Annotated in this window: 18 protein-coding genes and 1 other annotated feature; of the genes, 2 read left to right on the top strand and 16 right to left on the bottom strand. The window is 28.3% G+C overall.

Annotated elements, in window-relative coordinates; genetic code table 11:
- Window positions 1-262 precede the first annotated feature (262 nt).
- The 5 genes from aspS to KQI30_RS03995 form a co-directional block, all read right to left on the bottom strand.
- Complete coding sequence (gene aspS / locus KQI30_RS04015; RefSeq protein ID WP_216461927.1) at window positions 263-1552, bottom strand: aspartate--tRNA(Asn) ligase; 1290 nt, start codon at window positions 1550-1552, stop codon at window positions 263-265.
- 152 nt (window positions 1553-1704) lie between these two features.
- Window positions 1705-1928, bottom strand: a binding site (T-box leader).
- A 46-nt stretch (window positions 1929-1974) separates the two neighbouring features.
- Complete coding sequence (locus KQI30_RS04010) at window positions 1975-3669, bottom strand: cellulase family glycosylhydrolase (RefSeq protein ID WP_216461925.1); 1695 nt, start codon at window positions 3667-3669, stop codon at window positions 1975-1977.
- Window positions 3670-3976: 307 nt separating this feature from the next.
- On the bottom strand, window positions 3977-4603 hold the full coding sequence (locus KQI30_RS04005; protein ID WP_216461923.1) for a zinc ribbon domain-containing protein: 627 nt from the start codon (window positions 4601-4603) through the stop codon (window positions 3977-3979).
- A 19-nt stretch (window positions 4604-4622) separates the two neighbouring features.
- Window positions 4623-5288 carry a hypothetical protein gene (locus KQI30_RS04000; protein ID WP_216461922.1) on the bottom strand — a complete coding sequence of 222 codons (666 nt, stop codon included), beginning with the start codon at window positions 5286-5288 and terminating at the stop codon, window positions 4623-4625.
- 12 nt (window positions 5289-5300) lie between these two features.
- Window positions 5301-6596 (bottom strand): SPFH domain-containing protein, encoded by a 1296-nt coding sequence (locus KQI30_RS03995; protein ID WP_216461920.1) that lies wholly within the window; start codon window positions 6594-6596, stop codon window positions 5301-5303.
- A gap of 220 nt (window positions 6597-6816) precedes the next feature.
- Here KQI30_RS03995 and KQI30_RS03990 point away from each other — a divergent pair, with 220 nt between their 5' ends.
- Window positions 6817-7422, top strand: a complete 606-nt coding sequence (locus KQI30_RS03990; RefSeq protein ID WP_216461919.1) for a guanylate kinase — start codon at window positions 6817-6819, stop codon at window positions 7420-7422.
- A gap of 66 nt (window positions 7423-7488) precedes the next feature.
- Here KQI30_RS03990 and KQI30_RS17500 read toward each other — a convergent pair whose 3' ends face one another.
- From KQI30_RS17500 to KQI30_RS03970, 4 genes are all read right to left on the bottom strand, one after another.
- On the bottom strand, window positions 7489-7911 hold the full coding sequence (locus KQI30_RS17500; protein ID WP_367397831.1) for an RICIN domain-containing protein: 423 nt from the start codon (window positions 7909-7911) through the stop codon (window positions 7489-7491).
- A gap of 23 nt (window positions 7912-7934) precedes the next feature.
- Window positions 7935-9242 (bottom strand): glucuronoxylanase, encoded by a 1308-nt coding sequence (locus tag KQI30_RS03980; RefSeq protein WP_216461918.1) that lies wholly within the window; start codon window positions 9240-9242, stop codon window positions 7935-7937.
- A gap of 160 nt (window positions 9243-9402) precedes the next feature.
- Window positions 9403-10008: a PepSY domain-containing protein gene (locus tag KQI30_RS03975; protein WP_216461917.1), complete on the bottom strand. Its 606-nt coding sequence runs from the start codon at window positions 10006-10008 to the stop codon at window positions 9403-9405.
- Between the two features lie 166 nt (window positions 10009-10174).
- The gene (locus KQI30_RS03970) at window positions 10175-11836 is read right to left on the bottom strand and encodes a M4 family metallopeptidase (protein WP_216461915.1); all 1662 of its coding nucleotides are present in this window, start codon (window positions 11834-11836) and stop codon (window positions 10175-10177) included.
- A 207-nt stretch (window positions 11837-12043) separates the two neighbouring features.
- On the opposite strand from KQI30_RS03970, the gene KQI30_RS03965 reads away from it, so the two are divergent.
- Entirely contained in the window at window positions 12044-12808 is a 765-nt protein-coding gene (locus tag KQI30_RS03965; protein WP_216461914.1) for a hypothetical protein, read from the top strand.
- On the opposite strand, the gene KQI30_RS03960 is transcribed toward KQI30_RS03965, so the two are convergent.
- From KQI30_RS03960 to KQI30_RS03930, 7 genes are all read right to left on the bottom strand, one after another.
- The gene (locus KQI30_RS03960; RefSeq protein ID WP_216461912.1) at window positions 12805-13428 is read right to left on the bottom strand and encodes an ABC-2 transporter permease; all 624 of its coding nucleotides are present in this window, start codon (window positions 13426-13428) and stop codon (window positions 12805-12807) included. The genes KQI30_RS03965 and KQI30_RS03960 overlap by 4 nt on opposite strands.
- Window positions 13412-14284 carry an ATP-binding cassette domain-containing protein gene (locus KQI30_RS03955; protein WP_216461910.1) on the bottom strand — a complete coding sequence of 291 codons (873 nt, stop codon included), beginning with the start codon at window positions 14282-14284 and terminating at the stop codon, window positions 13412-13414. Before KQI30_RS03955 ends, KQI30_RS03960 begins: the two co-directional genes overlap by 17 nt.
- 26 nt (window positions 14285-14310) lie before the next feature.
- A complete protein-coding gene (locus tag KQI30_RS03950) occupies window positions 14311-15876 on the bottom strand; it encodes an oligosaccharide flippase family protein (RefSeq protein WP_216461908.1) in 1566 nt (521 codons plus the stop codon).
- Window positions 15877-16015: 139 nt separating this feature from the next.
- Window positions 16016-16888, bottom strand: coding sequence for an SPL family radical SAM protein (locus tag KQI30_RS03945; RefSeq protein ID WP_216461907.1), 873 nt, complete (start codon window positions 16886-16888; stop codon window positions 16016-16018).
- Between the two features lie 243 nt (window positions 16889-17131).
- Window positions 17132-18865 carry an ABC transporter ATP-binding protein gene (locus tag KQI30_RS03940; RefSeq protein ID WP_216461906.1) on the bottom strand — a complete coding sequence of 578 codons (1734 nt, stop codon included), beginning with the start codon at window positions 18863-18865 and terminating at the stop codon, window positions 17132-17134.
- Window positions 18858-20636, bottom strand: a complete 1779-nt coding sequence (locus tag KQI30_RS03935) for an ABC transporter ATP-binding protein (RefSeq protein WP_216461905.1) — start codon at window positions 20634-20636, stop codon at window positions 18858-18860. Before KQI30_RS03935 ends, KQI30_RS03940 begins: the two co-directional genes overlap by 8 nt.
- A 173-nt stretch (window positions 20637-20809) precedes the next feature.
- Complete coding sequence (locus KQI30_RS03930; protein ID WP_216461904.1) at window positions 20810-21772, bottom strand: helix-turn-helix domain-containing protein; 963 nt, start codon at window positions 21770-21772, stop codon at window positions 20810-20812.
- Window positions 21773-22100: the final 328 nt, after the last annotated feature.

Here is a 22100-nt window from a genome sequence, read left to right as displayed (position 1 = left end):
AACATATAGCTGACTATTGTTAAATAAGTACCTATAATTGTTTTCTTATGTTAATTTCATAATATCACTAGATATAATCTTCACTCTATCTATCTATGGTGTTTTTTATATGTATTCTATGTGTATTTTTATATTTAAAAATTAATTGTTACGTCACGTAGATTTTTATTTTTAATAAAAACCATAATAAAAAAGTCCTATGCTTTTACCCATAGAACTTCTTCAATTCTTTATAATTCACTTTTTACAAACCTCTACTTTTTTATGGAATTAATCTTTTCCTATCCCTCGTAATAAGAGTAGCTTCTCTTACATTCTCTAATCCTAAAATTCTTGCTGTAAGTCTTTCTAAACCTATAGCTAATCCCCCATGTTTAGGCATTCCATATTTAAATACCTCTAAATAGCTTTCATAATTTTTAGGGTTTAATCCTTTAAATTTCATATTCTCTACTAACATATCATAGTTGTGAATTCTTTGCCCTCCAGTAGTTATTTCTATACCTTTAAATAACAAATCGAAACTATGAGTTTCCTCTTCTCCACATGGCATAGTATACATTGGTCTCTTTTTTCTAGGATAGTTTGTAATAAATATAAAATCACTATTATATTTTTCTTTTGCATATCTACATAAAAGCTTTTCTCCTTCAGGATCTAAATCACCGACTAAATCACTTTTATTATATCTTTCTTTTAGTATATTAATTGCTTTTTTAAATTTGATCTTTGGAATCTCTTCACTAATTTGTGGCAATACTACTCCTAATACCCTTAAATATTCTCTCCCCTCAATTTCTATATTACGTAAAATATAACTTAGTAATTGTTCCTCTAGTTCCATAAGATCAACTTCACTTTCTATAAAACCCATTTCTAAGTCCATACTTACATATTCATTAAGATGTCTATTAGTGTTATGCTCCTCTGCTCTATATGCATGGCCAACTTCAAATACTCTTTCAAAGCCTGCACCAACCATCATTTGTTTATAAAACTGAGGACTTTGTGCTAAATAGGCTTTATTCTCAAAATATTTTACTTCGAAAACTTCTGTACCACCTTCAGCACCCTCTTTAACAATTTTAGGTGTATGAATTTCAGTAAATCCTTCATTATATAAAAACTTCCTAAAGGAATTTACTATTATATTTTGTATTTTAAAAATTGCATTTACCTTTTTATGTCTTAAACTTAAGACTCTATTATTAAGCATCGTATCTAAATTTACTTCTAATTCTTCTTTATTTATCTCTATTGGTAAACTTTCCTTAGCTTCATTTATAACATCTATACTTTGCACTTCAATTTCAAATGGATTTAATGAGTTTTTCCCTTCATTTACCTTACCAATAACAGAAACTACTGATTCTATTGTTATATCATTTACATTAAATTTATCATTATCTACTACACATTGAACTAAACCAGATCTATCCCTTAATATTAAAAAAGATATTGATTTTAATGATCTTACCTTATGAACCCACCCTTCAATTAATACTTTCTCATTTATTAAATTATTTAATTCTTTTACTAATCTTCTTTTCATTATCATTACCTCCAAAAAATTAATAACCCCTTGAGTAAAAACTCAAGGGGCAAAATATTTCGCGGTACCACCCTTTTTAATAATGCAACCGAACTAGAATATTACCTATATAAAATGAGCTCTACTTTTATATAAAAAAAGCCTTCACTCCCAATAGGAGTGAAAGCATATCTTCACGGTACCATCCTAATTCAATAACGTACTAATACATTATCATCTCAGAACCCTATAACGGAGGCAAACCGTCTTATTCTACTCTATTTCAAATAAGCTTCTCCAGAATGTCTTTCAATATATCGTTTCTCATAGGCTCTCACCAAACCCTACTCGCTTTGGATACTAAGAATATACTTACTCTTTCTTTCAATGAATTTTATAATATTATATTCCTAGAAAAACCTATTGTCAATATGTTACTTAAATTACTCTGCTAATTCAAACTTCCATTGTTGACATTTATGTCCGTTATTTTCCCATTGTTGAACGTTTGCTTTATTAGCTTTACTTGCATTTTTTACTTCTACTAAAGATTTACCATTAGATACTTTTGTAGCAATAGTATATTTATTAGTTCCAACACTAGTTATTTTAAACTTTTGATTATTGCCACCATTATCTTTATAAATACATATGTTAGTTCCGTTCTTACTACTCTTTTTTTCTACATCTAAAACCTTATCTTTATTTTCAACTTGTGCTACTAATTTATAATATCCATTACCTACAGATACAACCTTAAATTTTTGTGCCTTTTCTCCATTTCCTTTATGTTGTTGAACATTAGTACCATTTTTATCTTTTCCGTTATACACATCTAAATACATATTACTATTTATGTTTTTAATATAATATGTTTTTCCACTAACTAATTCATTACTTGTTGTATTATTACCACTATTAGTATTGCTATTGCTATTTGAATTACTACTATTTGTATTGTTTGAATTACTACTGCTAGAATTACCATTTGTATTATATTTGTTATATGTACTAATTAATGCCTTTTGTATATCTTCATGATACCATGTTAAATTATTTCTATTAAAGATACCAAAAGTTTCTCCTTCATTAACTTTAGAATAGTTATTATCCCACCAAATACATCTAATATTTCTCTTTGTTGCAACTTCTATATAATCTTTAGCATGTTGAACTCTAGCTGAATCATTTCCTTTATTAATAGAACCAAATTCTCCAATAACAACTGGGATTCCCTTAGCAACAAACTTATTATAATATCTATCAAATTCTGATTCTAATTCTCCTTTATCTTTAGAAGAATTCCATGAACTTGTTCCACTAGTATTCATAGCAAAATTGTATGGTGAATATGCATGAATTGACACTATTAAGTTACTATCATCTGGAAGAACTAAATCATTAAGAGCAACCTCTGCTCCTGATGCTGCATTTGTAGGCATCATTACTGCTCTCTTTGCATTATTACCACCAGTACTTCTTATTGCTTTTAATGCCACTTTATTATAAGAATTTATCACTGTTCTAGTTTCTTTAGTTCCTCCAGACCACTCTTCTGCACTTCCTTGAACTCTAGGCTCGTTTAATGCTTCAAATATTAACTTGTCATCATAATTTTTAAATCGAGTAGCTATTTGAGTCCATAATTTTTCAAGTTTTGGTTCTACTTCTGACTTTTTAGCATTAGTTGGAACAATCCAATCCTCGTGATGTATATTTAATACAACATACAAATTATTGTCTATACAATAATTAACAACTTCTTGTACCCTATTCATCCACTTTTCATCAACAGTATAATTTGGTGATGCACCCATATGTTGCCCCCAACTTACTGGGATTCTCACTGTCTTAAATCCTGCTTCCTTTATTTTATTAATCATTGCTTTTGTTGTCTTAGGATTTCCCCATGCTGTTTCATAACTTGTAGGATCTCCATTATTTCCTAACCAACTTCCTGTTGAATCTAATGAATTACCTAAATTCCAGCCAACTCCCATATCTTTAACAACTTCTTTTGCACTTTTCATTTGCGCTGCTTGAACCTTTTCTCCACTTCCCATTAAAGCTCCCACTGACAGCATCATAGCCATCGTCGTACATACAGCTGCCATTTTCAATACTTTCTTCTTAATCACAAGTATTCCCCCTTATATAAACTTTTATGTTAACAAGTATCGTATATAAATATATTTTGTAACTTAATCAATATATTTACTTTATGCTAAATTATAAAAATATTTTTGTGTAGTTTCTGTGATTTTGTCGTAAAAAGGGATTTTTCATTCGTGAACGTATATTTTTGTATTATTATTTCCCAACACACTGTATGTTATGTATTATTTTTACTTTTTTATTTTGATAAAATACATTTCATTATTAGATAACTTACATAACAAAAAAGGAAGGATTCAATTTCTTTGAACCTTCCCTTTCAAATTTATATTACAATGGTGATCCACAATACTCACATTCTGATTCACCATACTTAAATATATTTGGTGCTCCACAATTAGGACATGTTACCACTTTATTATCACTATTTTCTTCGCTACCCTGATTTGCATTAAAGTTTTTTCTGCTTTCAGGTGAGACAATCTCATTAGTTTTGTAGTTTATATAATATCCTGGTAATAAGCCACTTTTGAGCATATTACTTAAGTCATCCATAACTTCTTTTTCAGATAGTGACATCATACTAGCAATAATGCTTAAGCTATATTGTTTATCATTAAGAATTATATTTGCATATTTATTATATCTATCAGCCGTGTTACTTTTACTGCTTGTAACAGTAGGATTTATTTTTTTAGCTGATTGATTCAATATACCACCTACTATAATAAGCACTAGCAAAAGTGTAACTTCTCCCTTTGTGAATTCATCATTTAAGGAAGCTACTACTCCACTTACAGCACCAATAAAAAGAATATATGATACTATTTTAGCACCATTTTTACCTTTATCATTTTTAATTCTAAGAATTATTAATACTATTGTAATTGGACAAAATATTATGGCAGATATAAATATTACTGGCCAAGAATACCACCACTTTATATTATCATTCATTTTATGCACCCCATTATTTCTAAATAGTTCCTCTTTTTAAATTCTTCATCTTTATATTTCTTTCTTTTACTAATGAAGATATTTCTCTTAAATAATTTGATAAATCCTCTTTATTTTCTGCAATATTTTCTATCTTTTCTAATAAAGTAGACTCTAACCCACATTCTGAAGATATATCACTATACTTAATATCCTCATATATTTTATTTAATTGCTTTTTATAATCATCATACTCATCACTATTAAGATACGTTTCAATAATACTTTGACATTGAATCATAATTGCCTCTGCATTTAAAATTTCTTTATTGACAACATCTTGGTGATATTGAAAATAGTTTAATACTATATTTATTATTGCAGTAACACCGATAGCAATAACATTGATTAATATATATATTCCTACTGGCATAATTGAAATTTTTACAAATAAGAAAGCTGCTACCATTGTAAAAATCATATATAAACTTGATATTGTTATTATGCTAATTCCATATAGTCCTTTTTTGTTTTTTACTATAGTAACCAATAAAGATATTTCTGATATAATTACAAAGAAATATGATAAAATAGCAATGAAAATGTTAGTTCTGCCTATAAAACCTAAAAAGTAAATAACCCATGTTATAACCATCATGATTAAACCAATAAGAAAAATAGCTTTTAGTTCCTTGTACTTATTCATATGTATCTCCTTCTACTTCAACTTATTACCACATTCCGGGCAAAACTTAGAATCGCCTTCAATGGTCTTACCACAACTGGAACATTTTTTTACTAAAGACATTCCGCATTCTGCACAAAATTTATCATTTTTATTAATTATATCGGCACCACAACCTGGACATTTCCTTGGTACTGGCTCTTTGCATATTGGACAAATTGTAGCTCCTTCTGGAATGTCTCCTTTGCAATTTGGACATTTATTATATCTATCCCCACACTCTGGACAAAATTTCAAATCAGGTGATAATTTTGCACCACAATTGGAACATCTTATTTCAACATTATTTTCTACTTTTGTATTTGTGTCATATCCACAATTGCCACAAAATCTAGTATCTTTATCAATATCAGAATTACAATTTGGACATTTTTTCTTTCTAACTTCTGTCATAATGTTGTTCATAAGACCAGCAAATTGAGATTCCACTGTTCCTCCTATACCAACACCCATGCCAACTCCCATACCTACACCCATGATATTACCTTGTATTGAATTTGGATTAGTAGCAGCTCCTTCTAAAGTATCGAAAGACCTTTCTTGTTGATAGTTGTAGCCAATTATATCCATCTCCGCTCTCTTTGATAAAGCATCCTTTAATCTTATAACTGCACTATCGTCCTCTGGAACACTAATATCATTAACATAAAAGGCAACAAGTCTTATTCCATACTCCCCTAAAACCTCTACCATTTTACTCTTCAAAGTTTCTGATATTTCATCTAGATATGCATTTATCTCCAATACGCTTATTTGCTTCTTTATTATATATGATGATATGGTATCTTTTACTTTAGTAAGATATAATCCTTTAAAATAATTAGTGACACTTTTCTTGTCAAACACAGGCATTGTACCAATTAACTTTACCATACACTTTTTAGAATCTTCTATCTGTATTCCAAATTGTCCAAATGCCCTTATTGGTAAAAATACATTATATTTTGGATCCTGTAATTGAATTGGTGATGCAGTTCCCCATTTTATATCTAAATCATAAGCTTTATTAACATACCACACTTCTGCGGTAAACGGTGATCTACCACCAAAAGGTAAATTAACTAGCTTTCTTAAGATTGGTATATTAGCTGTATCTAATGTATGTCTTCCACTAGTAAATACATCTAATGCTTTTCCACTTTTAAATAGAATTGCTTCTTGAGATTCATTTACAATCAATTGTGTCCATGTTCCAAGTTCTTCATTAGGATACTTCCATGCGAATATGTCTGTTCCCCCATTATACTTAACAACATCAACAATAGCCATAATAACCACTTCCCCTATTTTGCACTTATTGAAAAATTATCTATTTATTCTATTTTATTATATAAATTTACATATTAAGTGTCAATTTGATCTATATGTAAAAAACTTATTTCTTGTGACTCCTTTAAATTTTATTTACTATATAAACTCACATACTAAAAAATATATTGCCACCTTTAAATATACCCGTATAATAATTTAATAGAGGAGGTGTAACCCGATGACGATATTTACATTAACAGGACCAAGTGCCAGTGGTAAAACAAGCCTAGCAAACTTTCTTTCTGGAGAAAACATTGATTTAGAAATAAATAAAGAAAATAGAGACAGGCTGAAAAAAATAGGTATTCTTAATAAATGCATTACTAGCACTACAAGACTTCCAAGAAGCGGTGAAACAAACCATGTAGATTATCATTTTTACAATAAAAAAGATTTTATTGCTAAAATAAACAATAATGAATTCATAGAATATACCGAAGTTTATAATAATTTTTATGGTCTAACTAAGGAAGAAGTAAAAGTTCAAACTGCTAATGGCAAATCTATAATTTTAGTTATGGATCCAAAAGGTGCTGAAACTATAAAAAACATATATAAAAATCATGTTATACAGATTTTTATTGATGTATCCCTAGATAATATAGAAAAAAGAATGAAATTTAATAGAAAACAAGGAGATGCTGAACTTAAAGAAAGGTTAGAAGACCTACAATATTTCTATGATTTTAGAGATAAATGTGATTATATTTTAAATGGTAATGATGATATAAATACTGTATTTGATAAAGCATTAACTATTATAAAAGAAAACATTGATAAGTAATATATTATTCTAACATAAAAATAGAGGATTAAAATTTTAACCTTAATCCTCTATAAGCCTATTATATTATCTTATCTCTTCAAATTGCCACTGCTGATTTCTTTTATTCTGACCTAAAGTCCATTGACATACATTGGTACCATCTGCTGTTCCATTTCCATATACATCTAACCCTTTTGTACCATTACTACTCTTAGTTGCTATAATATATATATTGTTTTGAGAAGTAGTTTTTACCATAAATTGTTGTGCAGTTCCTGAATATGCCTTATAAAGTTGAATATTAGCTCCATCTTTATTTTCACCATTGGCAACATCAATCATAAAATCACCTAATGCACTTTTCAATGTTATATATCCATCTCCAAGATTTCTTAGATACCACCTTTGACCATTCTTTCCTGTTCCAGTGCCAATTTCAATATTAGCAGTATTTTTTCCTGTATCATTTTTTACTTGAAGATATTTTTGTGAATTTACACTTTTAATATAATACCATCCATCTTTTATTGTTACTTTTTCACCTGGATTATCACTGGATTATCATGGCCTGCTGATCCTAATGAGCAAACAAATGTAGTAACACTATTTGATGGAAGATTAGCTGTGAAGTTATTTCCATTTGTATTAATATTAGATGTCTTTTTTAAGTTCTCGTTTCCAGAAGTTCTATAGCTTTCTACACTTTTAACACTACCATTATTAATTACAAATTTTTGATTAACTGAACCACCTTTATTAATAGCAACAACAACTACTTTTCCATTTCCAGTATATGCTGATACAGTAACATTATTATTTGGATTTTCAGTAGCTCCAACTCTTGTATACCCAGGACGAATAAATTTAGAAAATTGCGCCATACAATAACCACGTTTACTTATTGTTCCATTTTCCTTCATCGGACTATAACTTCTATGAATATACCACCACACATATGTTTGAAATCCCTTTGTCATAGATTTATTTATATGATAAGAAACGTCTAATGCCTCAGGCCACTTATCTGCTGAATTGTTATTACTATTTGGATAATACACCTCTGTCATCCAAAGTTCTTTTCCTCTACCTTTTTGTTGAAAAAGTGGATAAGAAAAGTTGTTATAACTTGTACCATATAAATGTGCGCCAAGGATGTCTAAATTTGCTAATGCTCTAGAATCATTTAATATAGGATCTGACATATCTTTTTTATACGAAAATGATTCCGGTGCAATAACTTTACAATTAATCGATCCTGCATTATTTTTCATAAAATTAAGAACTTCATTAGCTGTCCACCATGTCCAAGTATGCCCATAATCTGGCTCATTAGCTATAGAAATTGCATATAAATTAACGCCATTACTCTTCATATAATTAACAAAATCATTTAGATGTTTTGCATAATCAGCATATTTATCATGTCTTAGTCTTTTAGCTTGTTTACCATTGCGATTAAAGGTTTCTGTCATATTACTTGGTGGATTCCATGGTGATGCAAAAACTATTGCACCTTTTTCAACATCTGCCTTTGCTGTCGCCAATTCCTTACTCCAATTATTTCTATTTTCATCAACATGAATTCTTAGAACGCTAAATCCTAATTGATTATTACCATTACCAAATACTGTTTCTCTTTGAGATGCTGTTAAATCTCCTGCCCATGAAGGATGATTCATTCCTCCAAATCCTTTAATAGTTTGATATCTTTGAGACAAATTAATTGTGGCATCACTAGCAGCTAAAACTTTATATGGTGATTCCACTACAATACCAATAGATAACATCGTTATAGTTACTAATACTTTAGAAATAAATCTTCTAGACTTTAAAAACATTATTTTCTCTCCTTTATATGCTATAATTAAAAATTCATTATCAATATACGCATATAGATGCTAACATGTTTCTATAAAATTACTTCTTATTCTATACTTAACTTAAAACTACAAAAGAGAGGTTTTTCTATTTCCTCTCTTTATCTGATATTAATTCTTTCTAGTTTATTACTAATGGCATTTCTGATAACAGTTTTCCACTTTCAGCATCAATAAATATAATTTTCTCTTTCGTAATATTATTTATATTATTATATCTTATCATCCATGCAGTTATAGCAGAATTATCATTTTGTATGTATACTACTTTTTCACTTGTGTACTTTGCTCCTTTAGATTCATCAGAATATTTCTTAGCAATTTCAATTGCTTCTTCTTTATCGACCTTATTATCAAAACTAATATTAGATAGAGGCGTATACTTTCCTGATATAGATGTAGCTTCTCCTTTTTCATTTACTGTTATAATAATTTGATTTAAATACACTAAATATCCGTTATATACTTGTTGTAATCTATATATCACTTGATTTTCTTGTCTCATTTCTTTATCTAAAACAAATTCCTTAGCAGGATTATACATTCCAAATAAATCTTTTATATTATATAAAGAATGAATGGCATCTTTTCCGTTATTAATAATCATATCTGTATATTTCCCATATATACCCTTGACTAATCCCTCTTCATTATAATATATTGTAGGACTTATGCCACCATTTAACTCTTTTAAATTATCTAAATTATAAGACTCTATGCTTTGCAAATCATCAAAAGTATAGGCTTTATATTTTTCTTTTTTTTCTTCAATATAAAAATTTTTATTATAGATAAATAAACTTATAACAACAAGTATAATAATTAAAATAACTTCTCCAACAATAATCTTACTTCTAATAATATTGCCTCCTTTTACATCTATATATATATTATTAATTTAATTTCTTTGTACTAATTCCAACTTGATCAAAAGCATTGTTTATAATTTGTTTTTCTTTTGAATTCATACCTAAATTATTTGCTGCACTAGTTACTGCTATTCTACAATCTTCAAAACTGGAAGTAGAATTCATAATATATAAAGAGTTATAAAATAATTTTGCTAACTTATCTTTGTCTTTTATACCATTTTCCCACATTAAATATGCAGCATGATTTAAAATACCACTATTTGTATGTACCCCACCGTAATCATTATTAATATCACTTGGATTTACATAATATCTTCCACCAACTTTACTTGGTTGTCCTAATGCTTCTGGATTAGACATATTTCTTAATGCTGGTAACCCATTTTTCATAATGTCTTCTCCTAATAGCCATTGTAAATCACTTTTTCCTTCAATTATATTACCTAATATATCAGCATAAGCTTCATTTAATGCTCCAGATTGACCTTGATATTGTAAATTAGCAGTTCTTTCTATCACAGCATGTGTGAATTCATGAGCTATAACATCCAATGCTCCTGTTAAAGGTGTAAATACTTTATCACCATCACCAAAAACAAATTGTTCGTATTGAGGTGTCCAGAATGCATTATCATATCCATTGCTCCAATAACTTTCCTTATAGTGAATACTTGCTACGATTTGTGCACCATTTCCATCGTAAGATTTTCTTTTTAATTTATTATTATAATAATCATATACATGACCTAAATTACAAATTGCTGATACAGCCGCAGGATCATTCCATGTCTTACTATTACTTGTCATCATATTGCCTGGTATTCTTCCATAATTTGCATTGTATATTTTTATATTTCTTGTAGTATCAAACAATTGATAATATGTATTGTACCAATAACTTTTCCTATTAATATTAAATGTTCTATTTTGTCCTTTTAAATCTTTGCCACTTCCTTGCTCAGCTTTAGTCAATAATGATACTTCATTGATTACTTCTCCAGTAGTTGCATCAATAAATGAATTTAAAGCGTAAGGTGAGCCGTCCTTTGTACCTTCAACCATAACCTTCCAACATAATATTGGTTCTGAATCATTTAATGAATATATAGTTAACTCTCCATCATTTACTTTTGCATCATCTCCATATACCCCAGCAGCATAATTTTTAACTTCTTCTTTACCTATCTTAGCATTAGTATCTACATTTACATCTTCTAAGTAATTTCCACCCACAGAAGTTGTATTTCCTTCTTTATCTGTAACTACTATAATCTCTCTACCATACAAAGGAATATCATTATATACTTGTTGCAATTTGTATGATACTAAGTCTTCTGTACTATTTACTTTTAACACCTTAAATTCATTTTCTGGGTAATCTATTTTCATCAACTTTTTTACACTATTTATAGATTCAATAGCATCATTTTCATTTTCAACTTTTATATTAGTATAATTTCCATCAATGAATTTGCAACTGTCTTCTTCGTCTAAATAGACCTCTGGAATTTCTCCATCATTGATATTATCTAGATCTTTAACATCTGAATATTCCTTAGCACTATTATAAAAAATTGATTTGCTACTATCTTTCGCTGCATAAGTTACATTACCTTGAAATGTCACCATCACAGATAAACATACAGTAATAAGTGATAATAATCTTTTTGTTCTTTTTCCCATATAATCCCCTCCAATTTAATTATTACAAATTTATTATACCACTTCTTTACTATTTATTCCATTTATTGATATTTATTCTATATATCTTTGCAAAAAGTTTTCTTTTGATCTTATCAGTATTTGATATTGTATTAGACAATAATTGAATATATTCGCCTAATAATAAACATAATAAATATGACAAACTATATGAACTAGGAGATTCTAATGAAAAAGACATTGTATGATTATAAAAATGCAATAATGAAATTACCAATTAAAGATAAGTATACAAAGGAAGAGCTTATCACAAAAGATTTTTTAATTGAAAAGAGTAATAAAATAGAAATTTACTATGCATCACATAATGAATATATAAACTCCAATGCAAAAATATTTATAATAGGCATAACTCCAGGTTTTCAACAAATGAGTACATCAATAGCTACTGCAAGAAAAGAATTATCATTAGGCACTGATATAAAAGATATTCAATATAAATGTAAATACTCTGGCAGATTCAGTGGTATTATTAGAAAAAATATTATATCTATGTTAGATGAAATTAAGTTAAATAAAGCTTTGAATATAGTAAGTTGTAATGAACTATTTTCTTCCAAAGATTATTTACTTCATACTGTATCATTAATACCTTATTCAGTATTTATTAATAAACAAAATTATTCAGGTCATAGCCCAAAACTTATAAAAAATAATTTCTTAATGAAATATGTTTATGAAAACTTCATTGATGAGTTAGAAAGCCTACATAACCACGAGAATGTCTTATTGATTCCACTAGGAAGAGCTGTTGAAGAGGTTCTAATTAAACTAAAAGCTGAAAAAATAATATCTTCAAATCAATTGTTACAAGGATTTCCCCATCCTTCTGGGGCAAATGTAAATAGACTTACTCAATTTAGAGAAAACAAAGCCACAATGACGGATTTTATTTTAAATAAAATAAATCTCACTGTATCACAAAGGAGTTAACTTTCTCTATCCATTAACTTTATACATACAAAGTATCCTATAAATAATACAGCAACTGCAACTAATACCGCACTTATTAAAATACTATTACTTTTATTAATTAAACTTTCAATTTTAATATCATATTTTTTCAACAACGAATCGATTACAAATATCAAAGCAAAAAATATCACAAAACTATTTTGCGCTAAAAAATATCCTTTAAAATAATAGATAGTTAAATATAATATTCCATATATAAGTATCCCTATAAATATAATTAAATTTGCTTTAAGTATAATGCTAATATCTACTGATTTATATACAATAATATTAATTACTACACAATATATTTGACATACTAAAAGTATTAAAATTGTTTCTATGTACTTGGCTATTACTAGTAAGTTAGATTTAATCGGTAATGTTTTTATAAATTTTTTTACCTCTAAACTATCTTCTATATAACACATCTTGCCTATAATAAATGCTTGACTAAAAAAAGGGACAAATAAATTAATTAAATAATATTTATTATCTCCATCAAAATATATAAATATCGGAAAAGCAATTAAATATAAAATAGTAAATAATAAATACTTTTTAATCAACATGAAATCCTTACTAATTAGTGATATCATAATCAAACTCCTCATTTTTTATTATTTTAAAGAAATCCGTTATCGAAATACTCTCATATCTTTTATTCTTAAAATTCTTTATATAATTAGACTTTATTACATAGTATTTATTAAATCTAATTCCATTCTCTCTTACTAATTCATCATCTTCGCTATCTATATCTTTTATACTAATCTTTACATAGTCATTCATTAATGAATTTTTCTTTTCTTTTATAATAATTTTTCCTTTATCTATAAAGATTACATCATCTGCAATAGACTCAATATCCTCTATTATATGTGATGATATAATTATAGTTGTATTATATTTTTTATTAATATCTTTCAATATATCTAAAAGCTCAATACGTGCACTTGGATCTAACCCAGTTGTTGGCTCGTCCAAAATTAATAATTTAGGATTATGCGCCAATGTTAAAGATATAAAATACTTAATTCTCATCCCAGTAGATAATTCTTTAATCTTTCTATTTTCATCAAGTTTAAAAATTTTATTTATAAATAAATCATATCTTTCATTATTCCAATTATCTTTATATGTTCTTTTTACAAATTTACTTAATTCTTTTAATTTTAATTCTGGATATATACCTTGTGTCTCTCCAATATATCCAATGTCAATTTTATCATTATCATTAATAAGTTGATCATAATAATATATTTCACCACTAGTTGGTTTTATTAGATTCATTATAATGTTTAATGTTGTAGATTTTCCTGCTCCATTACAACCTATAAAACCTGTTATACTACCCTCCCTTAGTTCAAAATCTACATTATCAAGAACAAAATTTGCATATTCTTTTCTAATATTTTTTAATTTAAGTATGTACTTCGAAGATGTCTCTCTCATTAACTTAACCACCTTTCTTCATACCTTTACTGTATAACTACTTTATCTTTTAAACCCTTTGGTAACTTTTCATATATCTTAATAGAAACAATATCTAATTCATACTTAGTAATACCGCCAATAAAAAGTAATGCTACAAAATATATTATTCCACCAATGATTATAAGTAAAAACAGAATTATTCCTACATTAACTCTTGTATAGTTATTCACAATAAAATTATTTAAAAATACATATCTTATCAAAATTAATGATATACTCATAATTATTGAGGCTAGTAATGCTTTTCTACCTTGCCTAACAAGTGGAATTTTAACTTCAAAGGCTTTCTCTAGTTTAATATGATTTAAATTAGAAACTACCGCTAAAGCCACTATTGTACTAATAACAGAACCGATAACATTTATATTATCAATTCTAATAAGCATTAAATTTAATGCTGTCTTTATTAAAATTGATAATATACCTACTGATATAATATACTTAAGTTCATTTATCCCTTGAATAATTATATTTTGAATTGTAGAAAGTGACATAAATATTAATGCAATGGCGCCTATCATTAATATTTCACTTCCAAAGTTCCTTCCATATAGAAATTTAAATATATCTTTTGCAAAAATCATAATTCCACATATTGATGGTATAGTAATTGTATAAATTAACTTATAACAATATGATGTTTGCACTGTTAATTCATCTTTATCCTTTTTTACATACCCTTCAATTATTTTGGGATAAATTCCAACACCTAAAGAAGTTATTATTACTAATGGTATATTTACTATCGATAAGTAATATCCCAATGTTGCAATTTTAATATCGCTATCAATACCAACTAAATTTTTTACCGCCACTGTATCTACTATATTTGATAGATTCTGTATCGCTGCTATTAATACAAACGGTATTGAAGTTATAAGTAGTCTCTTCAAAATCCTATTATCATATGATTTTTTATACTCTGGGTATCTTCTGTTTAATGAATATCTAAGAAACATTATCGCTCCAATAGCCCCGATTGTTGTACCGATTGTACCCCCGGCGCTTCCGAAGGAAATAGAAACTTTTATTAATAATGATGCAAAAATCAAACTTATTGCTACATTAAATACTTGTTCAATAATATTAGATATAACAAGATCATCTATATTATTATCTCCTTGAAAAAAACCTCTATAGGAAGTTAATACTGCAGCAAAGAAAATTGCTGGCGCTAAAAAAATAATAACATTTATAACATCTTTGCTATTAGCAATCACAGAAAGTGACTTTGATAATATGATAAATAATATACTTACTATAGCTCCTAAGATCATCAAAAATCTCTTTGACTCATTGAGTACTTCAAAAACTCTACCAGACTTCTTTGTTTTTTCTTCTACAACAAGCTTTGTAATTACAGGTTGAAATCCTAAACTTGTTATTGCAAATAGAAAAACAAAATAGTTGTACCCAATATTATATATTGCCATACCCTCATCTTTTAATATTAATGATAATATCGGCATATATATTGATGATAACAATTTTAATATAATACTTGATATAGAAAGAATTACTATACCTCTTCCCAGAGACTTTTGCTTCATAATATCCTCCACTATTCCTATGATTTTTACAAAATCTCAAATTATTTCCCACGGAATAATTTTATCTAGAAATCGTATATACTTTTGTATATATATTAACATTTTTGTTATATAATCACAACGCAGAGGTATAATTGATTCATATATCAAACTTTAACTGTACATTCGTTTTATCTTCTTCCAAAGTTCTCATATATTTAAAAACCTCATTTATATCACAGATTATATTATTCTTATAGCAAGTTTCTCTTAGAATCTTCATCAAGTGATTATTTTTTTTACTTACTATTTCATATCTATTTCCATATTCTCTTATGTATCTTTCTTTCAAACCTTTAAAATATAAATCTAACATCTTATAAAAATATTGACGATTACCATCCCTTAAAGTAAGCCCCATATTAAAAATAACTATCCCTTTTACTTTAGCTTCTATACAATAATCTAATATTCCCCTTATATTTTCTTCTGTATCATTTATATATGGCAAAATAGGTGTTAGCCAAACCACTGTTGGTATGCCATTATCTCTCATTATTTTTAATACCTCAACTCTCTCCTTTGTAGTTGAAACATTAGGCTCAATAACTTTGCATAATCCTTCATCGTAGGTGGTTAATGTCATTTGTACAACACATTTACTTTTTTTATTAATTTTTTTTAGTAAATCTAAATCCCTTAGTATTCTATTAGACTTAGTATGAATTGCTACTCCAAAACCATACTTCTCAATAACCTCTAAACATTTTCGTGTATTTTTAATTTTTTCCTCTAAATGAATATAAGGATCAGTCATTGCTCCAGTACCAATAATGCATTTATTTCTCTTTCTTTTTAAACTTTCTTCTAATAACTCTGGTGCATTTACCTTAACTTCAATATCTTCAAACTTATGATCCATTCCATAACAATGACTTCTTGAATCACAGTAAATACATCCATGACTACAACCCCTATATACATTCATTCCATTTTTACTCGAAAGAATTCCCTTTGCCATAATCTCATGCATACAATATAATTCCTTTCTAACTTGTTATTTATAAGTAAATTGTAGTAAAGTAAATTTGACATTAGTATGTCATATTAATTTTAATATTCTTTTCAGTATTACCTCCATATATATAAATTCTAATTATTTACAAAATTTTCTATAGTTCATATTATAACATAATTTATTGAAGCTATTAGAACATAAAAATAAGAGGTAATAACCCATAATCCTGGTTTACTACCTCTCACTTTTGTAAAACCTCTAATTCATTTTCCAACTATTAGATTCTAATTGCAAATTAACCATATTCTTATATATCCCTTCTTCATTTATCAACTTATCTGGTGAACCTTGTTGTGCTACAACCCCATCTTTAAGTACCACTATTTTATCTGCAGAGGCCACTGTACGCATACGATGGGCAATAATCATTACCGTCTTATTTCTTATAAGTTTTGAAATGGAGTTTTGAATCAATGTTTCATTATCCACATCAAGAGATGCCGTTGCTTCATCTAGGAGAATAATAGGTGCATCTTTAAGGAATGCTCTTGCTATAGATATTCTTTGACGCTCACCACCTGAAAGCTCTGAACCATTTTCACCTATCATCGTATTATATCCCTTAGGCAATTTATCTACAAATTCATCACAATGTGCGTATCTTGCAGCTTGCAATACTTCTTTATCTGTAGCATCTTTACGACCAATACGAATATTTTCCATAATGGTATTATTAAAAAGTGTAACATCCTGAAAAACAATTGAATAAAGAGACAATAATGTTTCTGGATCAATTTTAGAGATGTCCATACCACCAACAGTAATTTTTCCTTTAGTAATATCCCAAAATCTTGTTGCAAGTCTAGACACTGTAGTTTTTCCACCTCCAGATGGTCCAATTAAAGCAGTTACTTCACCTTGCTTTGCTGTAAATGAAACATTAGAAAGTACTGTTTCCCTATCATCATAAGAAAAGCCAACATTTTTAAATGTAATATCATATCCATTATTACAAAGTTCCATAACTCCTGATTGAAGTGGATGTTCTAAAATCTCATTCATACGATCAACCTGTACCTTTGTTGATGTAATAGCTGCTAAATTTTGAAGTGACATTTGCATTGGGTCATAAATTCTTGACACTACTAATAAATACATAAAAAAAGTCAATATATCAATGCTTCCATCTTGTAGCAAAACTCCACCAATAAGAGCAGTAGTAACAATACCTAATTTTAAAATCATTTGTGCAGATGATACAAAAACAGCATTACCAAGTTCATTTACTAATGCATGTTTTTCCACATCCTTAATCTTCTTATCTAATCCATTAAGATACTCTTTTTCTGCATTATTAGCTTTTAAATCCCTTATTGTCTCAAGGCATTCTTGAATACCATCAGCACAATCCATTTTTAATAACATATGTTTTTTGCCAAGCTTATATTGCACCTTTGCTGACAATAAAACAATGGCAAAAGAAATTGGAAGTACCCAAAGGGTAGCAAGTGCCATTCTCCAATCGAAAAAGAATAATGCTATTGCTACAATCAACGTTGAGATTAATGATCCTACAAGTTCTGGAATCCAATGAGACGATGCAGTTTCCATAGTTGAACAATCAGCCATAATAGTACTAGTTAAATCAGAAAGATCCTTTTTTCCAAAGAAAGCTAAAGGAAGTTTACGTAATTTTTCTGCAAGACTAATTCTCCTTACTCCACTCTCTATATACGTAGCAAAAAACGTAGCCTTATATTGAACTGAAGTTGTAATTGCTATCAAAAGTAAACAAAGAATAGATCCAATAATATAAAAAGTTAATCGCTTTGATAAATCATTTTTATTTATTATGTCTGAAACCAACTCATAAAGTAATCCTACTGGCATCATTAATACAAGGTTTGATGCAATGCAAGAAATAAAAGCTTTCATCATATCCTTTGCACCTTTTGCTGAAAGTGCATATCTATGTTGTAATAATTTAAGCATTTTTTTCACCTACTTTCCACTTTGCAGTGTGGTTATATTCATTCCACATATGAGCATATAAACCTTTGTGTGATACTAACTTATTATGAGTACCGCTTTCAAATACACATCCATCTTTTAATACATAAATACAATCTGCTGATGTAACTGTAGACAATCTATGTGCAATCATAATAACAGTCTTTCCTTTAGAAAGTTCCTCAAATGCAGCTTGTACTTTTACCTCATTATCTGGATCTGCAAAAGCTGTAGCTTCATCAAGAATTAAAATCGGTGCATCTTTTAGTATAGCTCTAGCAATAGAAATTCTTTGACATTCACCACCAGAAAGATATGTTCCATTTGTACCAATTATTGTATCGACGCCATTAGGTAGCTTACTTATAATATCATCACATTGTGCCTTATGAAGTGCTTCCATTACTTCTTCTCGTGAAGCATTCTTTTTTGCCATTCTAACATTTTCTAAAATAGATGCTTTAATTAGCTTACTATCTTGAAAAACAAAAGATACTGTGTTCATAAGGTCATCCTTTTTAATATCTCTTATATCAACACCACCAATAAGAATCTTTCCACTTGTAACATCAAAAAAACGTGCAACAACAGCAGCCAAAGTAGATTTTCCACTTCCTGATGGTCCTACTAATGCAATATGTTCACCGGGGTTAATTTTAAGTGAAATATGACTTAATGCATTTTCCTCTGAATTTGGATAACGGAATATTACATCATCCAAAATTACAGAATTATCAACTGGATACTTATTATTATTAGATTGCGGTAATGGTTTAATTTCCATAACGCTATCAATACGCTTTAAAGCATCAGATACAATCATTGAATTTTCGCTTGAATACATAATTTTATTCAATGTTATAGTAATTATAGGCGTAATAATAATATAGAAAAGTAAATTTAAAAGAAAGTCGGCTGTGATATTTCCTTTTTCTGAAATAATAAGTGTTACAGCAATTAATATTGTAAATACAGCATTTATTATTGTGGTATAAAGCACCATTGGCATCATAAGCTGCTTAGTATAGGCTATTGTCCACTTTTGATACTTATCAATACTATTTTTTAATCTTTTAAATGAGAATACAGATTGTCCAAAAGTTTTTACAACAGGGATACCACGAACATATTCAACAGCTTCACTAGACATTTCAGCTAATGCATTTTGATATTCTGTCATCTTCTGTTGCATCTCTTTGCCTGTCATCATAGACATAATTATAAACGCGATAACTACTGGTAATAAAGATAATAATCCCAAACGCCAATCAAATATTAACAGTAATATAAGTAGCCCTATTGGCGTTGCAATTGCCCCTGCCTTATCTGGTAATTGATGCGCAAGATAGGTTTCTGTATCTGCACTACATTCATTAATAATTTTTCTTAGCTTTCCACTTCCTATATCGTCCATAAATTCCAGTGGCAATGTAACAATATGGTGCATTGCACGTGAACGAATTTGTGCTTGCACATGAAATGCTGCAATATGCGAACACATTAGGGCACCTATATAAATTAACATAGATATAACTGCAAATAATACCGCCATCCAACCATTATAAGATAAGGTTTCGGCTTTACTAAAATCTGGTGCAACTTTTAATACTTCCTTAATAATTTTCCAGATATATATAAATGGAACAAGTGCAAAAAAAGCACTAACTCCAGATAAAATCCAGGAAGCAATAGATAAGTACTTATATTTACCTGCATACTGGAATAGCTTTGACATATCTGATTTCTTTTTCAAGATTAATTCCTCCTCTTTAAAACATTTATAATGAAGTTAGGAATCTCTAACCAGTCTGTAAAAAAATAATACAATTTTGTAGATTCATTGCACTTCATCTATTAATATTATATGAAAAGGAATATTACTGCCTCTACTCCATATAGAATATTACCTGCTCCAAAAAGACATTTTTATCCCTCTTTACGATATTGATTAGGCAATATTCCCATGACATCTTTAAATGCTTTAGCAAATTTGCTGGCATTATTATAACCATATTGTGATGCAATATCTAAAATTGTTCTTTCTGTATTTTTAATCAATAGAGCTGCTGTCTGCATTTTTTGTACCCGTATATATGCATATATAGATACTCCATAAACTCCCTTAAAACAATTTTTGAGCTGTGTAGTAGAAACATGAAACTTTTCAGATAAATATTCAATTGTGATACGCTTTTCCATATTGTCAGACAAAAATTCACATACCTTCTTTGCTAACAATACTTGAGATTTAGTATATCTTTCTCCCTTTGAATATAGTTGATCTACTGAAATCCCTCCAAGAAATAAAAGAATCTCTAATACCTTTACTTTAAAATATCCCTTTCTAATTGTATGTGGGATACAATATAACTCATGAAAAATATGATCTAAATGTGAATTATTTCTTATGATAAAAGTATCTGATTCCTCACAAAACTTTCTCATAATTGATGTTGGCTCTACATTTACATCATCAAGAATACAGGAAAGACAACGTGGTGCTAAATTAGCATCTACAACTATTGATACTCCATAATAATGACTAGTAGGAAAATAAGTCTCATTATTAACATTTTTCTTTACGTTAATAGACATATCCCCTGGTGTAAGATAAAAAAATTCTCCACCAACCTCACATTCAATTCTTCCTTCAAGACAATGATTTATTTCAAATACATTTCCTTCCAAATTGTTCTTATCTAAAATAACAGAACACTTTCTCATATCAACATTATTATATACAATCTCAATTCCTGGAAACACCTTATAACTTGTCATCAACGTTTCTCCTGTTTTATTTAAAATCTTATATATAATACAATCATCATCCTGTGGTAAAACTTCGATAATATCCTTATTTTGAGATTCTTCTAACTTTTCTATATCCATCTTATATCACCATCCTTAAGCCTAAAAATAATGCTACTATATTAGTTAGTATAAACTAACTAATATAGTAGCATATTTCTTCATTTTTTCAAATATGTGTTCCAAATTCCTTACTATAACTTCTACCACCACTTAACTATAACAGCTATTAATATGTTCAAAAATATAAAAAAAGAGACTGTGAAAACAAATTCTCATTTGTTTAATACACAGTCTCTTTGTATGTTTAAAAAGGAAAATGATTTAAAAAAACTAACTATTTCATTAACTACAATTATAATATATCAATTAATTGTGTCAGTATTATGGCAAAATTAGAAAATATTTA

It is taken from the genome of Clostridium bornimense, from assembly GCF_018917145.1.
GTDB lineage: Bacteria > Bacillota > Clostridia > Clostridiales > Clostridiaceae > Clostridium_AN > Clostridium_AN bornimense_A.
Note: the sequence above shows the minus strand (reverse complement) of the source record. Positions and strands in the feature narration are given on the sequence as shown.

Bases quoted from the DNA above. Each gene is read 5' to 3' on its own strand.
- aspS (WP_216461927.1), bottom strand. From the start codon at position 1,552: ATGAAAAGAAGATTAGTAAAAGAATTAAATAATTTAATAAATGAGAAA.
- KQI30_RS04005 (WP_216461923.1), bottom strand. From the start codon at position 4,603: ATGAATGATAATATAAAGTGGTGGTATTCTTGGCCAGTAATATTTATA.
- KQI30_RS04000 (WP_216461922.1), bottom strand. From the start codon at position 5,288: ATGAATAAGTACAAGGAACTAAAAGCTATTTTTCTTATTGGTTTAATC.
- KQI30_RS03995 (WP_216461920.1), bottom strand. From the start codon at position 6,596: ATGGCTATTGTTGATGTTGTTAAGTATAATGGGGGAACAGACATATTC.
- KQI30_RS03990 (WP_216461919.1), top strand. From the start codon at position 6,817: ATGACGATATTTACATTAACAGGACCAAGTGCCAGTGGTAAAACAAGC.
- KQI30_RS03980 (WP_216461918.1), bottom strand. From the start codon at position 9,242: ATGTTTTTAAAGTCTAGAAGATTTATTTCTAAAGTATTAGTAACTATA.
- KQI30_RS03970 (WP_216461915.1), bottom strand. From the start codon at position 11,836: ATGGGAAAAAGAACAAAAAGATTATTATCACTTATTACTGTATGTTTA.
- KQI30_RS03965 (WP_216461914.1), top strand. From the start codon at position 12,044: ATGAAAAAGACATTGTATGATTATAAAAATGCAATAATGAAATTACCA.
- KQI30_RS03960 (WP_216461912.1), bottom strand. From the start codon at position 13,428: ATGATATCACTAATTAGTAAGGATTTCATGTTGATTAAAAAGTATTTA.
- KQI30_RS03955 (WP_216461910.1), bottom strand. From the start codon at position 14,284: ATGAGAGAGACATCTTCGAAGTACATACTTAAATTAAAAAATATTAGA.
- KQI30_RS03950 (WP_216461908.1), bottom strand. From the start codon at position 15,876: ATGAAGCAAAAGTCTCTGGGAAGAGGTATAGTAATTCTTTCTATATCA.
- KQI30_RS03945 (WP_216461907.1), bottom strand. From the start codon at position 16,888: ATGCATGAGATTATGGCAAAGGGAATTCTTTCGAGTAAAAATGGAATG.
- KQI30_RS03940 (WP_216461906.1), bottom strand. From the start codon at position 18,865: ATGCTTAAATTATTACAACATAGATATGCACTTTCAGCAAAAGGTGCA.
- KQI30_RS03930 (WP_216461904.1), bottom strand. From the start codon at position 21,772: ATGGATATAGAAAAGTTAGAAGAATCTCAAAATAAGGATATTATCGAA.